The 22,305-nt window shown below is 35.8% G+C and carries 19 protein-coding genes; 7 read left to right on the forward strand and 12 right to left on the reverse strand.

What is annotated here, in order from left to right:
- Positions 1-9 precede the first annotated feature (9 nt).
- The 3 genes from AC2A07_RS11675 to AC2A07_RS11685 all read right to left on the reverse strand — a co-directional run bounded on the left by AC2A07_RS11675 (position 10) and on the right by AC2A07_RS11685 (position 6,174).
- Positions 10-2,103: a M13 family metallopeptidase gene (locus tag AC2A07_RS11675; RefSeq protein WP_484050550.1), complete on the reverse strand. Its 2,094-nt coding sequence runs from the start codon at positions 2,101-2,103 to the stop codon at positions 10-12.
- A 498-nt stretch (positions 2,104-2,601) separates the two neighbouring features.
- The gene (locus AC2A07_RS11680; protein ID WP_484050551.1) at positions 2,602-4,656 is read right to left on the reverse strand and encodes a M13 family metallopeptidase; all 2,055 of its coding nucleotides are present in this window, start codon (positions 4,654-4,656) and stop codon (positions 2,602-2,604) included.
- A gap of 267 nt (positions 4,657-4,923) precedes the next feature.
- Positions 4,924-6,174, reverse strand: a complete 1,251-nt coding sequence (locus tag AC2A07_RS11685; protein ID WP_484050552.1) for a CinA family nicotinamide mononucleotide deamidase-related protein — start codon at positions 6,172-6,174, stop codon at positions 4,924-4,926.
- A 261-nt stretch (positions 6,175-6,435) separates the two neighbouring features.
- Here AC2A07_RS11685 and AC2A07_RS11690 point away from each other — a divergent pair, with 261 nt between their 5' ends.
- Complete coding sequence (locus tag AC2A07_RS11690) at positions 6,436-6,942, forward strand: DUF7832 domain-containing protein (protein ID WP_484050553.1); 507 nt, start codon at positions 6,436-6,438, stop codon at positions 6,940-6,942.
- Positions 6,943-7,236: 294 nt separating this feature from the next.
- Here the strand turns inward: AC2A07_RS11690 and AC2A07_RS11695 are convergent, their stop codons facing one another.
- From AC2A07_RS11695 to AC2A07_RS11705, 3 genes are all read right to left on the reverse strand, one after another.
- Positions 7,237-7,776 carry a lipocalin family protein gene (locus AC2A07_RS11695; RefSeq protein ID WP_484050554.1) on the reverse strand — a complete coding sequence of 180 codons (540 nt, stop codon included), beginning with the start codon at positions 7,774-7,776 and terminating at the stop codon, positions 7,237-7,239.
- A 97-nt stretch (positions 7,777-7,873) separates the two neighbouring features.
- A complete protein-coding gene (locus AC2A07_RS11700) occupies positions 7,874-8,608 on the reverse strand; it encodes a LytR/AlgR family response regulator transcription factor (RefSeq protein WP_484050555.1) in 735 nt (244 codons plus the stop codon).
- A 38-nt stretch (positions 8,609-8,646) separates the two neighbouring features.
- Positions 8,647-10,425 carry a sensor histidine kinase gene (locus tag AC2A07_RS11705; RefSeq protein WP_484050556.1) on the reverse strand — a complete coding sequence of 593 codons (1,779 nt, stop codon included), beginning with the start codon at positions 10,423-10,425 and terminating at the stop codon, positions 8,647-8,649.
- A 131-nt stretch (positions 10,426-10,556) separates the two neighbouring features.
- Here AC2A07_RS11705 and AC2A07_RS11710 point away from each other — a divergent pair, with 131 nt between their 5' ends.
- Positions 10,557-11,483, forward strand: a complete 927-nt coding sequence (locus AC2A07_RS11710) for an SIMPL domain-containing protein (RefSeq protein WP_314495786.1) — start codon at positions 10,557-10,559, stop codon at positions 11,481-11,483.
- 95 nt (positions 11,484-11,578) lie between these two features.
- Here the strand turns inward: AC2A07_RS11710 and AC2A07_RS11715 are convergent, their stop codons facing one another.
- Positions 11,579-11,872, reverse strand: coding sequence for a type II toxin-antitoxin system RelE/ParE family toxin (locus AC2A07_RS11715; protein ID WP_484050557.1), 294 nt, complete (start codon positions 11,870-11,872; stop codon positions 11,579-11,581).
- Entirely contained in the window at positions 11,862-12,188 is a 327-nt protein-coding gene (locus AC2A07_RS11720; RefSeq protein ID WP_484050558.1) for a hypothetical protein, read from the reverse strand. The genes AC2A07_RS11715 and AC2A07_RS11720 overlap by 11 nt, the downstream gene beginning before the upstream one ends.
- Before the next feature lie 63 nt (positions 12,189-12,251).
- On the opposite strand from AC2A07_RS11720, the gene AC2A07_RS11725 reads away from it, so the two are divergent.
- The 3 genes from AC2A07_RS11725 (at position 12,252) to AC2A07_RS11735 (ending at position 16,231) form a co-directional block, all read left to right on the forward strand.
- A complete protein-coding gene (locus tag AC2A07_RS11725) occupies positions 12,252-12,926 on the forward strand; it encodes an SIMPL domain-containing protein (RefSeq protein WP_484050559.1) in 675 nt (224 codons plus the stop codon).
- 348 nt (positions 12,927-13,274) lie between these two features.
- The gene (locus AC2A07_RS11730) at positions 13,275-14,840 is read left to right on the forward strand and encodes a DUF4139 domain-containing protein (RefSeq protein WP_484050560.1); all 1,566 of its coding nucleotides are present in this window, start codon (positions 13,275-13,277) and stop codon (positions 14,838-14,840) included.
- Positions 14,841-15,040: 200 nt separating this feature from the next.
- Complete coding sequence (locus AC2A07_RS11735; RefSeq protein WP_484050561.1) at positions 15,041-16,231, forward strand: vWA domain-containing protein; 1,191 nt, start codon at positions 15,041-15,043, stop codon at positions 16,229-16,231.
- Positions 16,232-16,425: 194 nt separating this feature from the next.
- Here the strand turns inward: AC2A07_RS11735 and AC2A07_RS11740 are convergent, their stop codons facing one another.
- Positions 16,426-17,631 (reverse strand): FAD-binding oxidoreductase, encoded by a 1,206-nt coding sequence (locus AC2A07_RS11740; RefSeq protein WP_314495802.1) that lies wholly within the window; start codon positions 17,629-17,631, stop codon positions 16,426-16,428.
- Between the two features lie 112 nt (positions 17,632-17,743).
- On the opposite strand from AC2A07_RS11740, the gene AC2A07_RS11745 reads away from it, so the two are divergent.
- The gene (locus AC2A07_RS11745) at positions 17,744-18,124 is read left to right on the forward strand and encodes an STAS/SEC14 domain-containing protein (RefSeq protein ID WP_314495805.1); all 381 of its coding nucleotides are present in this window, start codon (positions 17,744-17,746) and stop codon (positions 18,122-18,124) included.
- 37 nt (positions 18,125-18,161) lie between these two features.
- Here the strand turns inward: AC2A07_RS11745 and AC2A07_RS11750 are convergent, their stop codons facing one another.
- The gene (locus tag AC2A07_RS11750; RefSeq protein WP_484050562.1) at positions 18,162-19,361 is read right to left on the reverse strand and encodes an MFS transporter; all 1,200 of its coding nucleotides are present in this window, start codon (positions 19,359-19,361) and stop codon (positions 18,162-18,164) included.
- A gap of 129 nt (positions 19,362-19,490) precedes the next feature.
- On the opposite strand from AC2A07_RS11750, the gene AC2A07_RS11755 reads away from it, so the two are divergent.
- A complete protein-coding gene (locus AC2A07_RS11755; protein WP_484050563.1) occupies positions 19,491-20,345 on the forward strand; it encodes an AraC family transcriptional regulator in 855 nt (284 codons plus the stop codon).
- A gap of 192 nt (positions 20,346-20,537) precedes the next feature.
- Here AC2A07_RS11755 and lipA read toward each other — a convergent pair whose 3' ends face one another.
- Positions 20,538-21,404, reverse strand: coding sequence for a lipoyl synthase (gene lipA / locus AC2A07_RS11760; protein ID WP_484050564.1), 867 nt, complete (start codon positions 21,402-21,404; stop codon positions 20,538-20,540).
- Positions 21,405-21,599: 195 nt separating this feature from the next.
- Complete coding sequence (locus tag AC2A07_RS11765) at positions 21,600-22,160, reverse strand: RNA polymerase sigma factor (RefSeq protein WP_484050565.1); 561 nt, start codon at positions 22,158-22,160, stop codon at positions 21,600-21,602.
- Between the last annotated feature and the right edge of the window lie 145 nt (positions 22,161-22,305).

Consider the following 22,305-nt stretch of genomic DNA (forward strand, 5'->3'; position numbering starts at 1 on the left):
ATAACTTTCTTACCAGATTTTAATTCTTTCTTCCGGTGCTTTATACAGTTTATCTCCGGGTTTGATATCAAATGCTTTTATAAATGCATCCTGATTGACCAAAGGTCCGAATGCTCTGAAATATCCCGGCGAATGGGCATCCGTTTTTACCTGATTTATCATATACTGATCTGTAGATTTTGTCCTCCAAACTGTCGCCCAGCTCATAAAAAACCTCTGATCCTGATTAAATCCGGATATTAATCCTGGATTTCCCTTATCTTTCAGATACATCTGAAGTGCATCATAAGCTACTGCTACTCCGCCCAGATCACCAATATTTTCTCCGCTTGTGAATTTTCCGTTGACAAAACTTCCTTTTACAGGCTCGTAAGCATTGTACTGGGAAGCCAACTGCCCTACTTTTGCATCAAAGTTCTTGCGGTCCTGCTCTGTCCACCAGTTGTTCAGGTTTCCGTCTCCATCAAATCTGGATCCGCTGTCATCAAAACCGTGAGAGATCTCATGTCCTATTACCGCTCCTATCCCACCGAAATTAACTGCTGCGTCAGCTTTAGGATTGTAGAAAGGCGGCTGAAGAATAGCTGCAGGGAAAACAATTTCGTTGTTTGAACCGCTGTAATATGCATTAACAGTTTGTGGAGACATTCCCCACTCCGTTTTATCAACAGGCTTTCCTACTTTTTCTAAACTTTTCTGATACTGCCATGCTGATACATTCTGTAAGTTAGAATACAGTGTAGCTCCCTGAGCCGGAGCTTCCACTTTCAGTTTTGAATAATCTTTCCACTCATCAGGATAAGCAATTTTCACTGTAAATTTAGAAAGTTTTTCCTGTGCTTTCACTTTGGTTTCATCAGACATCCAGTCCATCTCGGTAATATGGTTTTTAAATGATTTTAAAATGTAATCAATATATATTTCCATCTGCTGCTTTGATTCTGGAGTAAAATATTTATCTACGTACAACTTACCGAATGCTTCACCCAAAACACCATTTACCAGTGCCAGACCTCTTTTATCCATGGCACGCTGCTCCTTCTGTCCCTGAAGATATTTGGAATAAAAATCAAAACGGATGTTGTCTAAACTTTCTCCCAAATTGCTTGCATTACCGTTAACCACATGGTATTTAAGGTAATCTTTCAGCAGGGGAAGATTTTTTTGGTTAATGAACTGATCCATATTCTGATAATATTTCATTTCACCAACAATTACTTTATCAGTATTGACTCCCGCATCTTTAAGATACTTTTCCAAATTTACATTTTTGACCAAACCTGAAAGTTCAGATACATTTTTAGGATTATATCTTAAATTCGCATCCCGGTTCTGCTCCAATGTCAAAAGATAATTGGCCAGCTGTTTTTCAAAATCAACGACATTTTTCGCAGTGGAATCACTGTTTTTATATCCTAAAACGCCGAATAACTGTGCTACATATTTTTGGTATTCAGCTAACGTTTTGGTATTCGCTTCATTCACTTTCTGGTAGTAGTCTCTTCCTAATCCAAGATCGGGACCGCCAAGATACACTGCATTCATTTTAGAATTTTTCATATCAGCACTGACTCTCCATCCGTAGAAAGAATTATCCCCGAGTTTTGTAGCTTCAAGAAGATACTTCTGCAGGTCATTTACATTTTTAATGGCATCAATTTTTGCCAGATCTCCTTTGATCGGATTCAGACCGTCTGCATTTCTTTTGCTGACATCCATAAACGAAGCATATAGATTCTGAATTTTCTGACCTTCTGACCCTTCAGCGTATTTTTCAGTTAAAATCTTATTTAAGATCCCCAATGAAGCATCATCAACGTTTTCTCTTAATGCATTAAAAGACCCCCAGCTTGCCTTATCAGAAGGAATCTGAGTATTTTTGACCCAGTTTCCGTTGACATAACTGAAGAAATCATCCTGCGGACGAACACTGGTATCCATGTAGGATAAGTTGATCCCTTCTTCTTTAGTTTCTTTCACAGGTTCAGCACTTGCTGTAACAGCAGGTTCTGCTTTTGAATTTTCAACGGTTTTTCTGGCTCCGCATGAATTTAAAAATACAATACCGGAGAGCGCAAGTACCGCAATATTTACGTTTTTCATTAGATTAATTTTGATTTGTAAAACAGTTAGATCAAATATAGGGAAATATGTTAAAAGAGATCTGGTGGCTTCGAGAGCCTCAGCCACCATTCGAGAGCCTCAGCCACCAATTTGAGAGATTCAGCAAACAATTCGGGAATCTCAGACACAAATTTGAGAGACTCAGACACAAATTTGAGAGACTCAGACACCAATTGGGGAACCGTAGACACCATTTGAGAGTTTCAGCCAGCAGTGAGGTTTGGTGGCTTCGAGATCCTCAGCCACCAATTCGAGATCCTCAGCCACCAATTGGGAGCCTCACACACCATTCGAGAGCCTCAGCCAACATTCGAGAGTTTTAGCCACCATAGTAATCAAGAGTTTCAGATCACCAGTTCGGGGGCTCAGCTGTTTATTAAAAAACACCAATAACTGTTTAAATCCTATTTCTATTTTGAATGAGAGATCAATATAAAATAAAAAAAACCGCTCATTTCTGAACGGTTTTGATATTGATTACCAGATTTTAATTCTGTCTTCCGGTTTTTTGTATAATTTGTCACCCGGTTTTACATCAAATGCTTTATAAAAAGCATCAACATTGGTCAAAGGACCGAAACTTCTGAAATATCCAGGAGAGTGAGGATCCGTTTTTACCTGGTTCACCATATATTTTTCACTGGATAAGGTTCTCCATACGGTTGCCCAGCTTAAGAAAAATCTCTGATCCTGTGTATAACCGCTGATTACTCCAGGATTTCCCTTATCTTTCAAATACATCTGTAATGCATCGTAAGCAATATTTACACCACCCAAATCTGCGATGTTTTCACCGTTTGTAAAAGTTCCGTTCACGAAAGTTCCTTTTACCGGCTCATATTTATCATACTGCGCTGCCAAAGCTTTAGTTGCTTTTTCAAAGTTGGCTTTATCTTCCGGTGTCCACCAGTCCACCAGGTTACCTTCTGCATCAAACTGAGCTCCTGAATCATCAAATCCATGACTGATTTCGTGACCGATTACAGCACCAATTCCACCAAAATTAACAGCAGCATCAGCTTTTGGATTGAAGAACGGAGGCTGAAGAATAGCTGCAGGGAAAACAATCTCGTTAAACACCGGATTGTAATATGCATTTACAGTCTGTGGAGTCATTCCCCATTCTGTTTTATCAACCGGCTTTCCTATCTTAGCCAAGTCTTTATTATACTTCCATTCTGCAATATTCTGAAGGTTTGAATAAAGGTTTCCTCCTTTCGATTCAGGAGTGATATTTAATTTGGAATAATCTTTCCAGGTATCAGGGTAAGCAACTTTTACTGTAAATTTATTCAGTTTGTTCATTGCTTTCTCTTTCGTTGTAGAAGACATCCATGTCAATCCGTTAATGTGAACTGCGAAACTTTTCTTTAAGTAATCGATCAATTCTACCATCTGAGCTTTTGCTTCAGCCGGGAAATATTTCTCTACATATAATTTACCGAAAGCCTCACCCAAAGAACCGTTGATCAGCTCATATCCTCTTTTGTTCAAAGCTCTCTGCTCCTGCTGCCCTCTTAAATATTTACCGTAAAAAGCGAATCTTGTATCACCCAGTTTTTCACTTAAATAAGATGCTCCGCCATTGATCATGTGAAACTTAAGATAATCCTTGATTACAGGAAGATTTTTTTCATTTACCAGCTGATCGAAGTTTTTGTAATACCCCAATTCACCGATTATGACTCTGTCTGTATTCACCCCTACTTTTTTAAGATATGAAGCAAGGTCTATATTCTTCACCAAAGATGACAGCTCAGCAATCGTTTTTGGATTGTACTGCAGCGTATTGTCACGGCTCTGTTCATTGGTCAGCAAATTTTTAGCAATACTTTTTTCATAGTCAACCACTCCTTTTGCAGCAGCATCAGCATTTTTGTATCCTAATTCTTTTAACATTGATGCAACATATTTCTGATACTCCGCCAGAGCTTCAGTGTTTTTTACATCCACCTTCTGGTAGTAATCTCTTCCCATTCCTAATGAAGCATCCCCTAAATAGACTGCATTCATATTTGAATTTTTAAGATCAGAATACACTCCCCATCCATAGAATACATTATCTCCTTCTTTAGTAACAGAAGTCAGATAATTCTGCAGGTCGGTAAGATTTTTAATTGCATCAATTTTATTGATATTTTCTTGAATAGGCTTGATCCCATCTGCATTTCTCTTCTGCATATTCATGTACGTTGCATACAGGTCCTGAATCTTTTTACCTTCACTTCCGTCTGCAAATTTATCCTTCAGAAGAGAATTCAAAATGGTCATCGAATTGTTATCCGTATCGTCTGCCAGTTTATTAAAACTCCCCCAGGTTGGTTTATCAGAAGGAATTTTAGCAGTTTTCATCCAGGTTCCGCTAACATAATTATAGAAGTCATCCTGTGGACGAACAGATTTATCCATCAGGCTGATGTCTAAACCTTTATCGGCTGCAACTATAGTTTTTGCAGATTTTGCCTGAGCGTTCAGTGTGTTTTGCGAACAGATTCCTGCAAGTAAAAACAAAGAAAGGGTTAATTTTTTCATATAGAAACTTTTTATTTTTGTCATAAGCAATTGCTTCTGTTTTCATAGCTTTTCTGCCAATGCCAAACACTGCAATTTCATCGTGATAATTATTTATACAATAAGTATATCTTATTTACATTTTGTTACGCTAAAGTTAATTTTTTTTATAAATCGGATTGTCAAAAAATATAATCTGTGGAATGAAAAAAATTTGACAGTTCTTTTTATACGCTGCAGTTTTAAAACCAGCAGAGAAATTGTCATCAGAATATAAAGAATAAGGATTTATTTATTAATTAAAATTCCAACAAGATCCTGAATAATTTTCTGTGAAACAAAGTAGATAAAATCCTGCCTGTCCAAATGAGGAAGATGAAGTTTAAATGTTTCTGATTCATTACGGACATTGATTGTATAATATACCAGACCGACCTCTTTGCCATCCTCTCCTTTTCCGGGTCCGGCTACTCCTGTTGTGGAAATAGAAATATCAGATTTAAAAAGACTCTGGCACCCGTCTGCCATTTCTCTTGCGACTTCCCGGCTGACTACGGTAAATCTTTCTATAGTCCCTTCAGAAACATGAAGAATATCGGTTTTCTTTTGTGTGGCATAGGCAACGACTCCGCCGACAAAATATCTGGAACTTCCAGGGTTGGAGGTCAGCAGCTGTGCGAGTTTACCCCCTGTACAACTCTCAGCTGTAGAAACCGTCAATTCTTTTTCATTTAAAATTTCACCTAAAATTTTCTCAATTTTATCTTCTGAAACGGCGATGATATTATCGCCAATAATCGGAAACAATTTTTGAATTTCATTTTCGAGCTGGCTCTGCAGGAATTTTTCATTACTCCCTGTTGCGGTGAGTCTCAGCTTGACTCTTGTTCCAACCGGAAGATAAGACAAAGCGAGATTTTCTGGCAGTTCAAGTTCCCAGCTTTCAATTTGGTCAGCCAGAATACTCTCCGGAATTCCAACTACAGAAACAATTCTTGTGGAAATATAATTGAGATTAAATTTATCTTTCAGATAAGGAATAATCTGGTCTTTCATTAAAGGTTTAACTTCATATGGAACACCGGGAAGACTGAAAGAGAGTTTACCGCTATTTTCAATCATCATGCATGGAGCTGTTCCGTAATGATTCTGAAAAACAACAGATTTTTTAGGTACAAAAGCCTGTTCGCGGTTCCTTTCCAGAATTTCGATGCGCCCACGTTTTTCCATATAGGCTTTAAGATGTTCGAAGGTAACATCATCCAAAGCGATTTCATCATCAAAAAATTCCGCTAAAGCTTTTTTAGTCTTATCATCTCTGGTGGGTCCCAAACCTCCTGTAGTAATCACCAGATCTCCCATTTCGAAGGCATATTTCAGCGTATTTTTAATAATTTCTATTTCATCCGAAATAGTAAAAATCTGCACTACTTTAATTCCGATATTTTTGAGTTCGGCAGCAATGAAATTAGAATTCGTATCTACGGTATTACCGGAAAGAATTTCGTCACCAATGGTGATAAGAACTGCATTTTGCATTTGTTTAATTTTGAATAAAATCCAATACAAATGACGTGAAAATCTCTGTAGTGAACAAAAGAAAATGATTTTTTATATCTTTGGTTTGTATATAATATTTTTACACCGTAAAGGATACAAAAGATGTTGTTCAAATTTTAAAATTTCAGACGCTGACGGTAGTATCTGCTTTATTTTAAATATTCATATAATAAACTTTTTAACTTTGTTTTCACCATTTACTTTTTTGAAAAAAATCATTTATATAATTAAAATAAGAATATGACTAAATATGATGATGCTTCCTGGCATTACGGAGGTGATTTCCCGGAAGGACTTTCAGAAAAAAACGGCGCAACACATACCGGAATGTTTTTAAACTGGTGTATCACCAATGATATGATTTCGAGTGAACTGAAGGAAGAAACTTCTGATGACATTGAAAAACTGAAACGTCAGGAACTCACCGGTGCAGAATTCATAATGAATATACTTGACGGCAAGTTTTCTGAGTATGAGCTGAATGATCTTGGAAATGCTTTTGCAAAAGATTATTATGCAGATGAAACGCATTTCGCCAATCAATTCAGTTCATTTGCAACGGATTACATCAATATTTTTGATACCGTAGCAGAAGAAAGTTATTTTGAATATGAAACTTTTTATCACATCGAAGATAACTACGAAAATTACAATATAATGAGGCAGGTGATTGATTATCGTTTTGAGGAATGGAGGGAATGGCTTCGAGGGCCTCAGCCACCAGTAGGTAGCCTCAACAACTATTAGAGAGCCAGAACCAGCACTAAAGGGTTTTAGGTTACGGATTGTGGCTTCGAGAGCCTCAGCCACAATGAGGAAAACTCTGCCGCCATACTAAAGCCACTGCCTGCTTTAATATAATATCAAAAGAGTTGAGATTCTAAAATTTTTACTATAAAATCGATATCACAGTTGGTAGTTGAGGTTCTCGAAGCCACCATTAAGACAATATCACAGAAAGCTGAGGTTCTAAAAATTTCATACTAAAACTGATATCACAGTTGGTGGCTGAGGTTCTCGAAGCCACCTTACATGTAAAATCTAATTTTGTTTTACCCAGATGAGTTCATCTGTTTTGTAACCTAATTTTTGTGCTTTTGCCAAAAATCGTTCTCTGATGCTGTTTGGGATTTCTTTGTTTCTTGATAAAATCCAAATATATTTGGTGCTGTTACCGACAACTAAAGCATTCTGATAATCATCATCAATATCAATAACATTATATCCCGCCCAGATAGGTTTAAAAAATGATACTTTTAATCTTGCTTCTGATTTATCGTTAACAAACCTTGCTTCTCCAACTGATTCTTTCCATTCTTTTTTAACGTAATTATAACCTCTGTTCTGAACACGGATTGTTCCATCAGGATTTAATGAATATTCAGCCGTTACCTGATCCATATTTTTCTCGAATTTATAATCAAAGCGGGCTATTTCGTACCATTTTCCGAGATATTTTTCTGAATTGAAGCCCTTAATTGCTGTTGCACCCTCAGGAATTCCCACTGAACAGGAATTGAAAAGAAATAATCCAATGATCCCTAAAGAAACAGGGATGGCTATTTTCTGAAACGTTTTCATAATGATTTATTTAATATTAAGAAAATTCAAAAATGATGCCTAAAGCAGGACAGGTGTGAGGCCTACCGTTATCAACAGCTAAAAAGCCAACCGTATATCACGAAAAGACTTTTAAAAACTGTTCTTTAAAACCTGCGGAAACCTCTACTTCTGTATTATCCGATAAAGTGGCGGTACCACTTTTATGATAGGATTTCACAAAAAACGTATTGATAATATGCGACCTGTGAACCCTCACAAAAGGATTTTCCAGTAAATCATCAAAATGTTTTAAAAACCGGCAGACCATCTTTTTCGAACCGTCCGTAAGGTAAACCTGAGTAAAGTTTCCATCAGCCTGAAGCCGTACGATATCTTCTGTTTTTACTACATCAAAACCCTGAAGTGTCGGCAGAATCAACTGCTGTTTTTCCGGTTTTAGTTTTAGATTCTGCAAAAGAATTTTATTACGATTGAGTTCGTCTTTCTGTTCTATACTTTCCGCAACTTTATTCACGGCTACAATTAGCTCCTGAATATCTATAGGTTTCAGGATATAATAACTGGCAGATTTATTCAGAGCCTGCAGGGAATATTGAGAAAATGCCGTAATAAAAATGGTTTCATAAAAAAACTCCGATGTCGCTTCCAGTACATCAAACGCATTTCCGAAGGGCATTTCTACGTCCAGAAAAACGAGCTGCGGCTGCATTTCTGCAATCAGAAGAACAGCATCCTTACTATTTTCAGCTTCGCCTAAAATTTCGATCTGCGGACAGTATTTTGTAAGATAACTGCGAAGAACATCTCTTGCAATTTTTTCATCGTCAACGATTACAGATTTTATTTTCATGCCTGCAGATTTTAATTTTTAAGTTGTAAATTAATTTTTCAGCGGATCAATTTGTACGTGATCTCTACCAAAACACCATTTTCAGAGTCTTTTATGAGGCAGGTGATGTCTTTTTTATACAAATCATTCAGCAACCTGATTCTTTCCAGCGTATTTTTCATTCCGCGGCCTTCACGGTTCTTCTGATGTACCGTTTTCTGCTTTTTACTTTCCTCAATTCCGATTCCGTTATCCTGAATGCTGATCTTTAAATGTTGACTATCTTTTTTTAAACTGAGTTTCAAAAACCCTTTTTCACTTCTGTAGCGCAGTCCGTGCCAAATGGCATTTTCCAGGAATGGCTGCACCATCATTCCCGGAATCTGAAGGTTTTGCTGATCTAAATTTTCATCAACCTTAATTTCATAATCAAATTTATCTGCAAACCGTGTCTTTTCCAAAGCTAAATAATTCTGAAGCAGATCCAGTTCCTGCTGAAAAGATATAAAATCCTCAGCAGAATTTTCCATTACGCCACGCATCAGTTTTGAGAATTTGGTTAGATACTGATTGGCTTCCAATTCATTATTGGTTGCGATAAACTGATTTACGCTGTTCAGACTGTTAAAAATAAAATGTGGATTCATCTCCCGTCGAAGCGACTGCAAAGCAATTTTTTTATTTTTAACCTGTACTTTTTTCAAGGTGAGGAATATAAAAATCACTAATGCAGATAAGAGCACCAGAACTGCAATCAGACTGTAGTTAAAAATATTTTTCTTGCGGATCAATTCATCTTTGAGCTGTTTTTCTTTTTCAAGCTGTGATATACGCTGTTCTGTATCTTCAAGAATTTTATTATCCACTAAGCTTCTGTCTTTGGAAACCAGATCAGGTAATTTTCCCAGAAAATCACGGTATAACTGTACTGAAGCATCTGTGTTTTGAGAAATTGCGTATAAACTGTCGAGTTTTTTTACACTTATCTGGGCTTCCAGCGTGTGTCCTTTGTTTAATGCAATATCATAAGCATTTTTTAATAATACAATTGCTTCTTCAGGATCATTTTTTTTGATGTATATATCAGCGAGTTGCTGAATCTGCTCTACTTTTTTCTGAGAATTATTTTTGACGAAATCTTCACTTAAAACTTCTTTTTTAGCGGCAATCGCTTTGTCAAAATTTTTATTATCCACATAAAGATCTGTCAGTTTCTGATTGATTGCCAATGCCTGCTGCGGAGCATTTTCTTTAGAAATTTTATACGCGTTGCTGTAGTTTTCCTCCGCTTTGGGAATATTTCTCTGTTCTATATTGACATCTGCCATCTGGCTGTAGCCAGCCGCAAGATCTTCCTTATTGTTTTCTTTCTGACTGATCTGAATATTGCTCTGGATAGCTTCAGCCTTACTTTCCGCAGCGGGTGATGCCAGTCTTGAGGCATCGTTTGCATTTAAAACTCTTTTCGATTTGGTAGATCCGATATTAGATGCTTTTTCATAATTGTTCAGTGCTGATTTCAGTTTATTCTGATTTTCCTGGGACTGCGCTAATTTGCGGGTTACTTTTTCAAGGTTCTGCGTATCATTCAGCTTTTCGTAGATGTTTTTAGATTTAATAAAGTATTCTTCACTTTTCGGGAAATTCCCGCTATTGAAATAGGTTTCTCCAATATTATAATACGAATCTGCTTCTGCAGATTCGTTTTTGGTATCGACCGCTTTTTTAAGCTTTGAAGACTCGGCTACAATTTCTTTCGTATCCCGGCTGCTCTGCGAATACAAATTATTCGAAGAAAACAAGAAAAGAACAAATATAAAAAGCCCTATGAATTTCATAAGACAAAGATATAGATATATTTAGTTCGTCAAAAGCTATTCGCCAAGTGAAAAGACAGGTTTACCAAGTTTGTCTTATTTCAGCTTACTAATGAAATTAAGTTTGCATTATAATTTTAAGTACTATTATCATGAAGAGCAATTCTACAGTTTTCACAACACAAATGACTACATTTATTCTATTGTTATTTTTTAATCTGCTGATGTCACAGGCAAAAGGGAACTCAAATTACAGAAATAGGAACTCACAGGATCTTGTGAACACATTTTATTCAGAGACGAGACATTTTTACACCACAGATTCTACATTGGTTATTAGTGTCAATATTTTACAAAATCAAAAAGCAGATCAATTTAAAATCACTTTAGGAGTGAATGAAGAAGCCGAAAATCCTAAAAAATCGATTGAAAATATCAACAAACGAATAGACGGTTTTATAAAAAGAATTGCCACTTCAGGTATTAGGAAAGAAGATATTTTTGTTGATTTTATCTCACAGACAAAAATTTATGATTTTAATGTAGAGACCGATCAGAAAATTGTCACCCAAAAAATTAAAGGTTTTGAAATTAAAAAAAATATTATCATCAATGTAAATAATTATTCATTACTGGAAAAAATCATTTATGAAGCTTCAGATTTTCAAATTTACGATGTGATCAAATTTGATTATATCAGTACGTATCATGAACTGATACAGAATAAAATGCTAAAAGAGGCTGATGTCATTTTAAAAAGAAAAAAAGAAGAATATTTCAGTCGATTTCAGAAAGAAATTGTCGGGACGCCGACTGCAAATATTAATTTCTCTTATGTTTTTCCTAAGAGCCAATATCAGGAATATACAGCTTATGAAAGCTCAGAGCTGGATTTTTTGAAAGGAAATTACAATAGTGATAATTATCTTAAAAAACTTGAACGAAAAGGTAAAACTTATTATTATGAAGGTATTAATTATGCCGGATATGACAGGATAATTAATGACCGTAGTTCTGAGATAGGTATTCAGTATATGCTAAATCTAAGTGTAAAATATGATCTCAAAAAAAATAAATAATTTGGACACGAATTTAATTATGATTGAAAAAAGTCGATCACTGCACAACAAAGTATAAATCAGTAAGAAAAACAATTCATATAAGCAGGATTTACTTATGGTTTTTTTCGAGTGTCCTGCTTAGCATTGAATACCGCTTTTATTAAAATAAGCTTTTTATCATGATCAATCTGATAAAAAATAATATAAGGATATTTTTTTAATAATAATCCTCTAAAGTCTTTATAATAAATTTGAAAAAGTGGATTTTCTACTATTTTCTGTAAAGTAAGCTCATAATCCTTTAAGAAATTTTGCGCAACCTTTACTGAAGCTTTTTTCTTGTAATAGGCTACTGCCCGTTTTATATCTGCTTTAGCAATTGGAGAAACTATTGCTTTATAAGCCATACTCTTTTCTTAGCTTATTCAAAAACTCATCGCTACTTTCATATTCAGAAATCTCCAAATTATTCTGACTTTCTAAAATTTTCTTTTGCTCTTCGGAAAGTTCAAAAAAATCATCTTTTTCTTTTTTATACTGTGCTCCTATAAGCTCCAGAAATTCCAGAAAAAAAGAATTTTTATTATCGGGAATGGAAACGTTATATGTGGTCATATTCAAAAAATTAAATAATTCTATGAACAAAATTAAGAAAATAAAAATGTAAAAAACAGATATTTTTTTGCTTTGCCATTTCACCAAGCCAAATCCTCCATTCACCAAGTCTCCCCGTTTTCGCTTTCCGATTAATTCTAATTTTACTTTAGAAATTTAAAAAAGGAAATTATGAAACTGAAACACTTATTATTAGTCGGAATTTTTGCAGCAGGAAGTTTAATGAATGCGCAGGAAGTGAAAAAAAATGCAATTGAAGTAACAGGAGTTGCTGAAATGGAAGTGGAACCGGATGAAATCATCTTTAATATCGGTATAAAAGCCGACAACAAAAACCAACTTGCAGATAACGAGAAACTGTTATTTGAAACGCTGAAAAATGACGGTGTAAAAAACGAAGACATCAAATTCAAATCAATGTATCAGAACCTTTATTCTAAAACGACGAGGTTTACCAAAAGTTTTCAATTTAAAGTCAATGCAAAAACGAATGTTAGTAAGCTTTTTGAAGATCTTAACCAGAAATGGGTAAGCAATCTGAATATTGCCGAAATTAAAAATACGAAAATTGCAGACTTCAGAAAGACGGTTAAGATCAATGCATTAAAAGCTGCGAAAGAAAAAGCAGATTATCTTTTGGAAAGCATCAATAAAAAGACAGGAGATGCGATTGAGATTACAGAAATTGAAGATTATATGAGCGATTCTGTTCTTCCGGTTGCCTACAGAAGCAAAATGGCAAATGTACAGATAGAAGCAGCGGATCAGAATATTGATTATTCGTTTGATAACATTGAAAACATCAAACTGAAATACAGTATTAAAGCAAAATACGGGATTCTTTAGTGCACAAGACGGCGTTTTGAATGTTTGAGCCGTTTTTACCGCAAGAGATTGAAAAGAACTTATTGAAAAAACAGAATTTCAAAAGTTTAAAAATGTAGAAACAGGTTCACTGCGGATTATTTTATAATCTTCTGAATAACTTAAACTGAATAAAATCTTTTGTTTCTTTTGCGGTAAAATCTTATACAGCGACAGTCAGAAATGGCTGTCTTTTTTTCGCTCAAAACTTCCACCAAGTGAAAATGACCGTTCACCAAGTCTTCAAATTTCCGGTTCATAACCGAGGTAATTTTACCGTAGAACTTAAAACAATAAACAATGCGACACTCTATTTTAATACTCATTTTTATGGTTTCTTTTTTTAAATCTCAGGAAATCAAAAAGGAAATCAATGTAAAACAAGTGACTGTATTTCTGCAGGGTGCAAAAGTATCAGGAAGCACATCCATCAATCTTCAAAAAGGAAGAAATCTGGTGAAAATCATTAATTTGCCAAATGAACTTGATGAAAATACCTACAAAATAAATCTTGAGAAGAATACAACACTTCTTTCCATTACGCCTCAAAGTAATTATCTGAAAAATGAAGAATTATCTGAAGGTGAAAAGAAACTGGATGATGAAAGAAAAAAAATTCAGAGACAGGTCAACTTACTGAATATTCAGATTAAAAATCTTACAGGCGAACAAAATATCATCAACGATAATCTGAAAGTTTCCACCAATGATAAATCTACTCCGCAGGAACAATTAATCAGGCTGACTGATTTTTACAGAAAAAGAATGCTGGAAATTGATAACCAGGTTTTTCTTTTGGACGAACAAAAAACTTTGCTGGATGAAAATATCACCAAAATCAACAAACAGTTTTCTGAAGAACAAACTCATAAAAACACCAACAGAAAGGAACTTATCCTCGAAATTCTTGCTGAAAATGAGACAAATTTAAATCTTGGGGTCAGCTACATTGTTTCAAATGCAGGTTGGACTCCCTCTTATGATTTGCGTGCAATGTCAATAAAAAAACCGCTGGAGATGGTCTATAAAGGAAAAATTCATCAAAAGACCGGTCAGGACTGGAATAATGTAAAATTATATGTCTCAACGTACAGACCGTCATACAATCAAAACAGACCTGTACTATCACCTCTGTATGTTGCTGAATACACCACTTACAGCAACGAAGATTCAAAAACAGGTTACAACAAGAAAGCAAAATCGGAATTAACCAATTCTTATCAGATGCGGGCCGAAGAAGTTGTAGCAAGTCAGACTCCGGTAGCAACTGTTTCTGATAATCAGATGAATATACTGTATGAATTGAAATTTAGCCAAACCATTGTCAGCCAGGAAAAAGAACAGTATGTGATCCTGGATAAAAAAGAGGTTGACGCAGCTTATAAGCACCATACTGTTCCGAAGCTTAACAATCAGGTTTTTCTTATGGCGTTTGTAAAAAACTGGCAGAACCTGAATCTGATTTCGGGAGAAGCCAATATTTATTTTGAAGATAATTATATCGGAAAAACAAATATTACGGGTAATTATGTCAAAGAAGAGTTTCCGATTTCACTGGGTGTTGACGAAAGAATTGTTGTAAAGAGAATCAAATTACAGGATAAGACTTCGCAGAAAGCTCTCAATGCAAATAAGTGGGAAACCGAATCTTACGAGATCACGGTAAGAAATAACACAAAAGAAAATATTGAACTGGAGATTCTTGACCAGCTTCCATTAAGTGAAAATTCGAAAATAACGGTAAAATCCCTGGAAACGGGTGACGGAATTTATGATGAAAAAACAGGAAGCGTCCTCTGGAACCGAAAAATAAGCAGCGGAGCTACAGATAAGATTAATTTCTCTTATGAAGTAAAATATCCGAAAGAAATGCAGATTCAATATTACAGCCGGTAATAAAGATTTAGAGTACTTGATACGAAGGATTTCAGTTTTAGGATTCTACAATAAATGAACAAATCCAATGATTTAAAAACCTGAATCAATAAGTCAAGACTCAGATAATGAACTCAAAGTCTCACTACGGTATGACAAATCTTATAATCTGAACCACAAATGCCTTACCCTAAAAAAAGAAATCATTAAAAACATAGAATATGAGCACCTTAAAAGTTTTAACAATAACCGCAGGTATAACTGCTTTACTAAGTGCAGGAAAAATCACAGAAATCCATTGCAGCAAAAAGGGCGACAAAAGAGCTGTTGAAAGTAACCACTCATTTCATTCTAAAACTTCTGTTTTGAAAGAGAATAAAATTCAGGTGGCTTTGCTTCTGGATACATCCAACAGTATGGATGGGCTGATCGATCAGGCAAAATCAAGACTCTGGACTATTGTCAATACCTTAACGACTTTAAAATATAAAGGACAGGCTCCTCAAGTGGAAATTGCTTTATATGAATACGGAAATGACGGTTTGAATGATGAAAATTACATCAGGCAGGTGACTCCGCTTACCCAGGATCTGGATCTGGTTTCCGAAAAACTTTTTGCGCTGAGAACCAATGGCGGAAGTGAGTATTGCGGAGCCGTTATCCGTGATGCTTCGATGAATCTGAACTGGGACGGAAATGATAAAAGTATGAAACTCATTTATATTGCAGGAAATGAAGCTTTTGATCAGGGAAAGATCAATTACAGGGAAGTGATATCCAAGGCTAAAGGCAGGAATATTTACACCAATACCATTTTCTGTGGCAGCCGTGAGGAAGGTATTCAAACCTATTGGCAGAACGGTGCAGATCTTGGTGACGGAAAATTCTTCAATATCGACAGTAACCGTAAAGTGATGTATATTGGAACACCTTATGATGTGAAAATTTCTCAATATAATTCTGATTTGAATAATACGTACATTTCTTATGGACTCCAGGGATCGGAATACAAAAACAAACAGTCCAAACAGGATTCAAATGCAGAAATGCTTTCGCCATCCAGTGCTGTAGAACGTGTAGTAAGTAAATCTAAAAAAAATGCATACAAAAATGACCACTGGGATCTGGTTGATAAAGCAGAAAAAGATAAATCTTATTTGAATTCAATAAAAGAAGATCAGTTACCTTCTGAACTTAAAGGAAAAAGCAGAGAAGAAATTAGTAAAATTGTTGCTCAAAAATCAGCAGACAGGGAAAAAATTCAGAAAGAAATTGAGATTCTTGCAGGAAAAAGACAGGAATTTCTTGAGTCTGAACTGAAAAAACGAGGCCGTTCCGAAGCTGATGATTTAGGAAAAGCCATTGAGAAATCTATTCTTGAACTGGCAAAAAAGAATGGGTACAGCAGCTGATATTCAGATCTGGAATTCAATAGATTAATCGGATAGTTTACAGGTTATGAATCGGATATGACAGTTTACTGATTCAATGATATATAGCATATATGAATATACTTGATGAACCTGCAGTTTTAATGTTGTTTATTAGTTTCGTGATTTGACAAAGCCAAATCACGAAACTTTTTCTGTATTAAAGTAAAAGTAAATTATCTCCCAAATTTAAAATATTCAGTAAGGTGATGTTTTTTATTTTTCATAAAATCGGAAGCCATTTCCATCCCTGTTACAGAGAAGGTGATGCCGTTTCCTCCGAAACCCAGAACAAAATAAGAGTTTTTAAAATTTTCATGAGTTCCGATATAGGGAAGCCCGTCTTTTGTTTCTCCAAAAGTCCCGGCCCAGACAAAATCTGTATAAAAATGATAATCAGGTTTTATCCTTTTTAAGTTTTTAAGAATTTCTTTTTCTTTTTTATTGAGCAGTGAATCTCTTTTTTCAGGATCTGAAAAATCTTCGTCCCCGCCGCCAATCAAAAGCCTTTCATCATCAGTTGACCGCATATAAATATAAGGATCATCGGTATTCCAGACGAGGATCTGCTCAATATTCTTAAATTTATCTTTATCAACCTCGGAAACAATTGCATAAGTACTTTTCAGATTGACAAAATCTTCTTTAATCATCGATTTACTTTCGTACCCTACACAGTAGATTATCTTTTTTGCTTTGATACTGAAACCATCTGTCGTCAGAGCAAGATTGTGATCCCGCAGATATTTTACTGATCTCATTTCTGTCTTATCAAACACTTTTAATCCTTTATTGACATTAAATCTCAGCAGTTCGTGAGCAAATTTAAATGCATCAATACTTGCGCCCTGTTTAGACAGAATTCCGCCATAGGTATTTTGAAATCCAAATTTTTCTTCAATATCTTCGATTCCCAGCCAGCTTACCTCAAATCCTGATTTTCTCCTTATTTCATATTCTTTTTCAAGCCATACTGCATCTTTTTTTTTGGATGCGAAATAGAGCGACTGTTTTCTCTTAAAACCGGATCTGGCTTTTATTTCCCTGGTTATCTTTTCGAGATCATCTATAGACTTTGAACAGGCTTTGTAACTTTCGACCGCTCCTTTTTCTCCAATCATCCTGATCAATTCATAAAGAGGAGTATCAATTTCATACTGCAGCATTGAGGTCGTTGCTGAGGTACTTCCGTTACAGATTTCACGTTTGTCAATCAAAATGGTATCATATCCGTCTTTGATCATCTGATGTGCAATGAGACTTCCGGTAATTCCACCTCCGATAATGAGAACATCACACATTTCGTCTGATTTAAGAGATGGATAGGAGGAAACAAGGCCGTTTTTCAAAAGCCAGAATGGTTCATTAGATTTCAGATCCATAGAAATTATTTTTCAAATCACTATCAATAATTGCGCCCTTCGTAACGCGGTTATCAATTATGGTTTAATTATTGATAAAATAACACCATCCAGACCAAATAAAATATAAATTATGATAACAATTATCAATGACGCTCCGGAGAACGTAGCGGCTTTCAATGCCACTGGCGACATAACAAAAGAAGATTTTGAAAACCTTGTCATTCCTTATGTCAAAAGTAAGGTTGAACAGTTCGATGAATTAAATTACCTTTTATATCTGGATACAGATTTAGGTAATTTCACAATGGGCGCATGGCTTCAGGACGTTTTTTTAGGGTTAAAAAATCTCTCTAAATGGAATCGCGCTGCCATTGTAACTGATAAAGAAGGTGTTCAGAATTTTACTGATATTTTCAGTGTCCTGATGCCGGGAGAATTTAAATCATTCCCTAAAGAAAACCTGTATAATGCTTTATACTGGTGCCAGAATGGCAATGAAGTCGTGGAGTAGAAAAGAAATAAAAAAGAGAAGCTGTTGCTTCTCTTTTTTATTGGTCACAGGAAACACATTCTCGCGCAATTTTCTTTTCTGATATCTTTGAGGATCGGTACATATAAAAATAAATTATACTGATGATCAATCCAATAACCGTCATCCCTACACCGACAAGTGATGGATAATTATAAGGCAAACCATGTTCGAGAGGGATTCCACCAAAGAAAGCTCCCATTGCATTGGCTATATTAAAAGCTGCCTGCATAAACGCCGCTGCCATCATCTCACTTTTCGGAGCCGCTTTCATCATCATGATATTGATCGGAGCTGCTACTGACATAGATAAAGCTCCGCAGACAAAGGTCAAAATCAACGAAATACTTTGGTATTCTGACAAAAAAAACACTCCAGACAAAGAGCACATCATCAGAAATAACAGTAAACAGCAAGTTTTTTCTGGACCCAGTTTATCTGAAATATACCCTCCGGCTAAATTACCTACCACCATTCCGGCACCGGCAAGAATCATCACATAGGCCATAGAGCTGCTTTCAATTTTTGAAACTATGGTCATCAGTGGGGTAATATAGCTAAACCAGGTAAATAATCCTCCAAAACCTATTGCCGTAATCATTAAAACCAACCATGGCTGTCTGCCTTTCAGGAATTTCAGTTCTTCCAGAAAATGACTGTCCTCTTTTTTTTCCAACACAGGAAGCCAGATTTTTAAAGCTGATAAAGTTGAAATCCCAATTACTGCAACAATGGCAAAATACCACCGCCAGTGAAATTCATGTCCGATATAGGTGACCAAAGGAACCATCGCAAGATTGGCAACGGTCAGCCCGGTAAACATAAGTGAAATATATAATGCCTCCTTCCCTTTTCCTGCCATTCTTGAGGCAACCACCGTTCCTACTCCGAAGAATGCTCCATGGGGTAAGCCCGACAGAAACCGTATAATGAGCATAGAATGATAGTCGGGAGCAACAGCAGATAATGCATTAAAGACTGTAAATATGACCATCAAAACAGTCAATACCTTTTTTGGGGGAAATTTCACGGAATATCCAATCAAAAACGGGGCTCCAATCACAACTCCCAAAGCATATGCTGCGATTAAATGTCCCGCCTGGGGAATCGTAATGCGCAACGTTTCAGCAATATCAGGAAGCAGTCCCATGATGGTAAACTCTGTAGTTCCTATTGCCAAACCACCAATCGCCAAAGGCAAAATTCTCTTATCAAACATCTCTTACTATTTCAGGGTGCAAAATTCGAGAGAAATAATGGTTTTCATTTGTTCTGAAATGATTCCTTATTGCTCTGTATTGACAATTTTAAATAAATTTGCAAGATCAATCAATCAAAACAGAACCTAATGAAAATTCAGAAAGAAATTATTGATTTTGAAAGTGGTAAGTCTTTTAAAATTATCGAACCATCCATGAGGCATCGCTTTTTCTGGCATTATCATCCGGAGATTGAATTGGTATATGTTGAAGCTTTAAACGGAATCCGCCATGTCGGGAAAAACATTTCGGGTTTTATGGATAGTGACCTGCTGCTGATTGGTGCCAATGTTCCACATCTTAATTTTGATTACGGGATTGAGACGGAATACAAACAGATCGTATTGCAGTTCAAAGAAAATTTCCAGCAGGAAATGATGTTTTCAGTTCCTGAATTTGATGATATTAAAAAACTTCTGGACCGCTCTTATTTAGGATTGTCATTTTCCGGTGAGACAAAGGAAACGGTTGCAAAAAAACTTCATTCCATTAAAACAATGTCTCCTTTTGAATCCCTCATTGCTACGCTGGAGATTCTGCAGACTCTATCCCAATCTACTGAAGTCACGGAGCTGAACAGGGAAGATACCCGGGTAAAATGGTTTTTAAATGACAAGATAAGAATGGGAACTATTTATGATTATATCAGTGAAAATTATGATAAAAACCCTAATGTAAATGTGATTGCGGAAACGGTAAGCCTGAGCACATCAGCATTCTGCAGGTATTTTAAAAAGCAGACCAACATGACCTTTACGGATTTTGTAAACAATTACAGAATAAATCAGGCGAAAATACTGCTTCTGCAGAATCTATGTATTACTGAAGTTTGCTTTCAGGTCGGTTTTGAGAGTATCTCTTACTTTAATAAATTATTTAAAAATCATATCGGAGAGACCCCAACAGCTTTTAAGAAAACGCATTTGAATAAAATGAACGGATGATCGCCTGATTGATCTTACAGTTCGTTACGGATGTGTGTCTTTTCAGTAGTGAATTTTTAGAATTCTGTATTTAAAAAATTACAAATTTCTTTTTAAATTATACAGAAAGGTCTTAGATCTGATATTTCTGAAAAATCTTATTCCCATAACGCATAAAAAAATCGCTTCAAAAATTTGAAGCGATTTATATTTTTAGTGAATATGTTTTTCTGCGTGGTAAGAACTTCTTACCAGAGGTGAACTTTCCACGTGTCTGAAACCTAAATTTCTTGCAAAATCCCCGAATTCATCAAATTCTTCCGGAGTGATGAATTTTTTCACAGGCAGATGTTTCTTAGTTGGCTGCAGATACTGACCCATGGTGATAATGTCAACATTCGCATTCCTGATGTCTTCAATTGTACGGAATACTTCATCTCTGTCTTCACCCAATCCCAGCATCAAACCTGTTTTTGTTCTTCTCTGTCCTGCTTCTTTTAAATATCTCAAGACTTCAAGACTTCTTTCGTATTTAGCCTGAATTCTCACTTCTCTCGTCAGACGTTTTACCGTTTCCATATTGTGAGATATCACTTCAGGAGCTACATCGATCATTCTGTCAAGATGTTTTGTCAGTCCCTGAAAATCAGGAATCAATGTTTCCATCGTTGTTCCCGGTGAAATTCTTCTAACTGCATTTACTGTTTCGCCCCAGAGAATAGAGCCCATATCTTTCAGATCATCACGGTCAACTGAAGTTAGAACCGCATGTTTGATTCTCATCAATTTGATTGAACGTGCAACCTTTTCAGGTTCGTCCCAATTCACATCCATTGGCTTTCCGGTTTTCACCCCACAGAAACCACAGCTCCTGGTACAGATATTTCCAAGAATCATAAATGTTGCCGTACCTTCTCCCCAGCATTCTCCCATATTCGGGCAGCTTCCACTCTGGCAAATTGTATTTAATTTATATTTATCAACCAAGGTTCGGAGTTCTCTGTAATTTTTCCCTGTAGGAAGTTTTACACGAATCCATTTTGGTTTCTGAACGGTAGTATCCTGAACTAAATTCTCCATTTATTTCTAAAATTGACTTCAAAGTTAAGGATTTTTTTATCGAAACAATCAAAGATCACCATTGACGGAAGCCATAATCTGTGCATCTTATCCCTGAATCTTAATTCCAACCTTATTTTATCTAATCTAAATATCTTAATAACTTGCGGATTATGAATTTCAATATTAACTGATCTGAAATGCTGCCGACAGGTCTTAATTATCTTCAAATTCATTATTTTTAAGTAGTTCTGCAAGTACTTTTTTAGCCCGCATTACTCTGACCTTTGTGTTGGCCACGGAAATACCCAGCTCTTCAGCAATTTCTTTGATACTTTTCTCCTCGAAAAACCGCAGTTTGATAATATCCTGGTAATTCATATCCAAAGACTCGATGGTTTTTATAATTTTTTTCTGTTCTTCATCAGAAATCATGAGCTCTTCAGGTGATTTTGCATAATGATTTTTCACTTCATCCAAATTTTCCGTAGGATCCTGATTTTCCCTGCTTTTCCTCCTCCAGAAATCGATAATTGTGTTTTGTGCAATTGTAAGGATCCATGTTTTAAACTGAAAGTGAGGATCATACATATCCAGTTTTGATAAAACTTTTGAAAACACATTAACCGTAATCTCATCTGCATCATTCTCGTCATGTACTTTTTTCATGGTAAAAGAAAATACATCCACCCAAAAGACATTGATGAGTTTGGTCTGCGCCTTCTGGTCTTTTTCCTTTGCTTTCTGGATAAGCGAAAATAACTGTTCGTCTTTCATTATACACAAATATAGCTGATTTCAACTGAATATCAAACGGAATACAGGGTGCAGGTTATGTGTTCAGTGACTTTTCTGTCTACTTACTGAGGAATACGCCTGACTGAGGATTTTAAATTTTAAGTATAATGGTTTTAATGGTGTA

It is taken from the genome of Chryseobacterium sp. HNCC26DJ238 (genome assembly GCF_057180465.1).

What these genes read in the sequence shown, in the direction of transcription:
- AC2A07_RS11675 (WP_484050550.1), bottom strand. Translation starts at nt 2,103, where the DNA reads ATGAAAAACGTAAATATTGCGGTACTTGCGCTCTCCGGTATTGTATTT.
- AC2A07_RS11680 (WP_484050551.1), bottom strand. Translation starts at nt 4,656, where the DNA reads ATGAAAAAATTAACCCTTTCTTTGTTTTTACTTGCAGGAATCTGTTCG.
- AC2A07_RS11685 (WP_484050552.1), bottom strand. Translation starts at nt 6,174, where the DNA reads ATGCAAAATGCAGTTCTTATCACCATTGGTGACGAAATTCTTTCCGGT.
- AC2A07_RS11690 (WP_484050553.1), top strand. Translation starts at nt 6,436, where the DNA reads ATGACTAAATATGATGATGCTTCCTGGCATTACGGAGGTGATTTCCCG.
- AC2A07_RS11695 (WP_484050554.1), bottom strand. Translation starts at nt 7,776, where the DNA reads ATGAAAACGTTTCAGAAAATAGCCATCCCTGTTTCTTTAGGGATCATT.
- AC2A07_RS11700 (WP_484050555.1), bottom strand. Translation starts at nt 8,608, where the DNA reads ATGAAAATAAAATCTGTAATCGTTGACGATGAAAAAATTGCAAGAGAT.
- AC2A07_RS11705 (WP_484050556.1), bottom strand. Translation starts at nt 10,425, where the DNA reads ATGAAATTCATAGGGCTTTTTATATTTGTTCTTTTCTTGTTTTCTTCG.
- AC2A07_RS11710 (WP_314495786.1), top strand. Translation starts at nt 10,557, where the DNA reads ATGAAGAGCAATTCTACAGTTTTCACAACACAAATGACTACATTTATT.
- AC2A07_RS11715 (WP_484050557.1), bottom strand. Translation starts at nt 11,872, where the DNA reads ATGGCTTATAAAGCAATAGTTTCTCCAATTGCTAAAGCAGATATAAAA.
- AC2A07_RS11725 (WP_484050559.1), top strand. Translation starts at nt 12,252, where the DNA reads ATGAAACTGAAACACTTATTATTAGTCGGAATTTTTGCAGCAGGAAGT.
- AC2A07_RS11730 (WP_484050560.1), top strand. Translation starts at nt 13,275, where the DNA reads ATGGTTTCTTTTTTTAAATCTCAGGAAATCAAAAAGGAAATCAATGTA.
- AC2A07_RS11735 (WP_484050561.1), top strand. Translation starts at nt 15,041, where the DNA reads ATGAGCACCTTAAAAGTTTTAACAATAACCGCAGGTATAACTGCTTTA.
- AC2A07_RS11740 (WP_314495802.1), bottom strand. Translation starts at nt 17,631, where the DNA reads ATGGATCTGAAATCTAATGAACCATTCTGGCTTTTGAAAAACGGCCTT.
- AC2A07_RS11745 (WP_314495805.1), top strand. Translation starts at nt 17,744, where the DNA reads ATGATAACAATTATCAATGACGCTCCGGAGAACGTAGCGGCTTTCAAT.
- AC2A07_RS11750 (WP_484050562.1), bottom strand. Translation starts at nt 19,361, where the DNA reads ATGTTTGATAAGAGAATTTTGCCTTTGGCGATTGGTGGTTTGGCAATA.
- AC2A07_RS11755 (WP_484050563.1), top strand. Translation starts at nt 19,491, where the DNA reads ATGAAAATTCAGAAAGAAATTATTGATTTTGAAAGTGGTAAGTCTTTT.
- lipA (WP_484050564.1), bottom strand. Translation starts at nt 21,404, where the DNA reads ATGGAGAATTTAGTTCAGGATACTACCGTTCAGAAACCAAAATGGATT.
- AC2A07_RS11765 (WP_484050565.1), bottom strand. Translation starts at nt 22,160, where the DNA reads ATGAAAGACGAACAGTTATTTTCGCTTATCCAGAAAGCAAAGGAAAAA.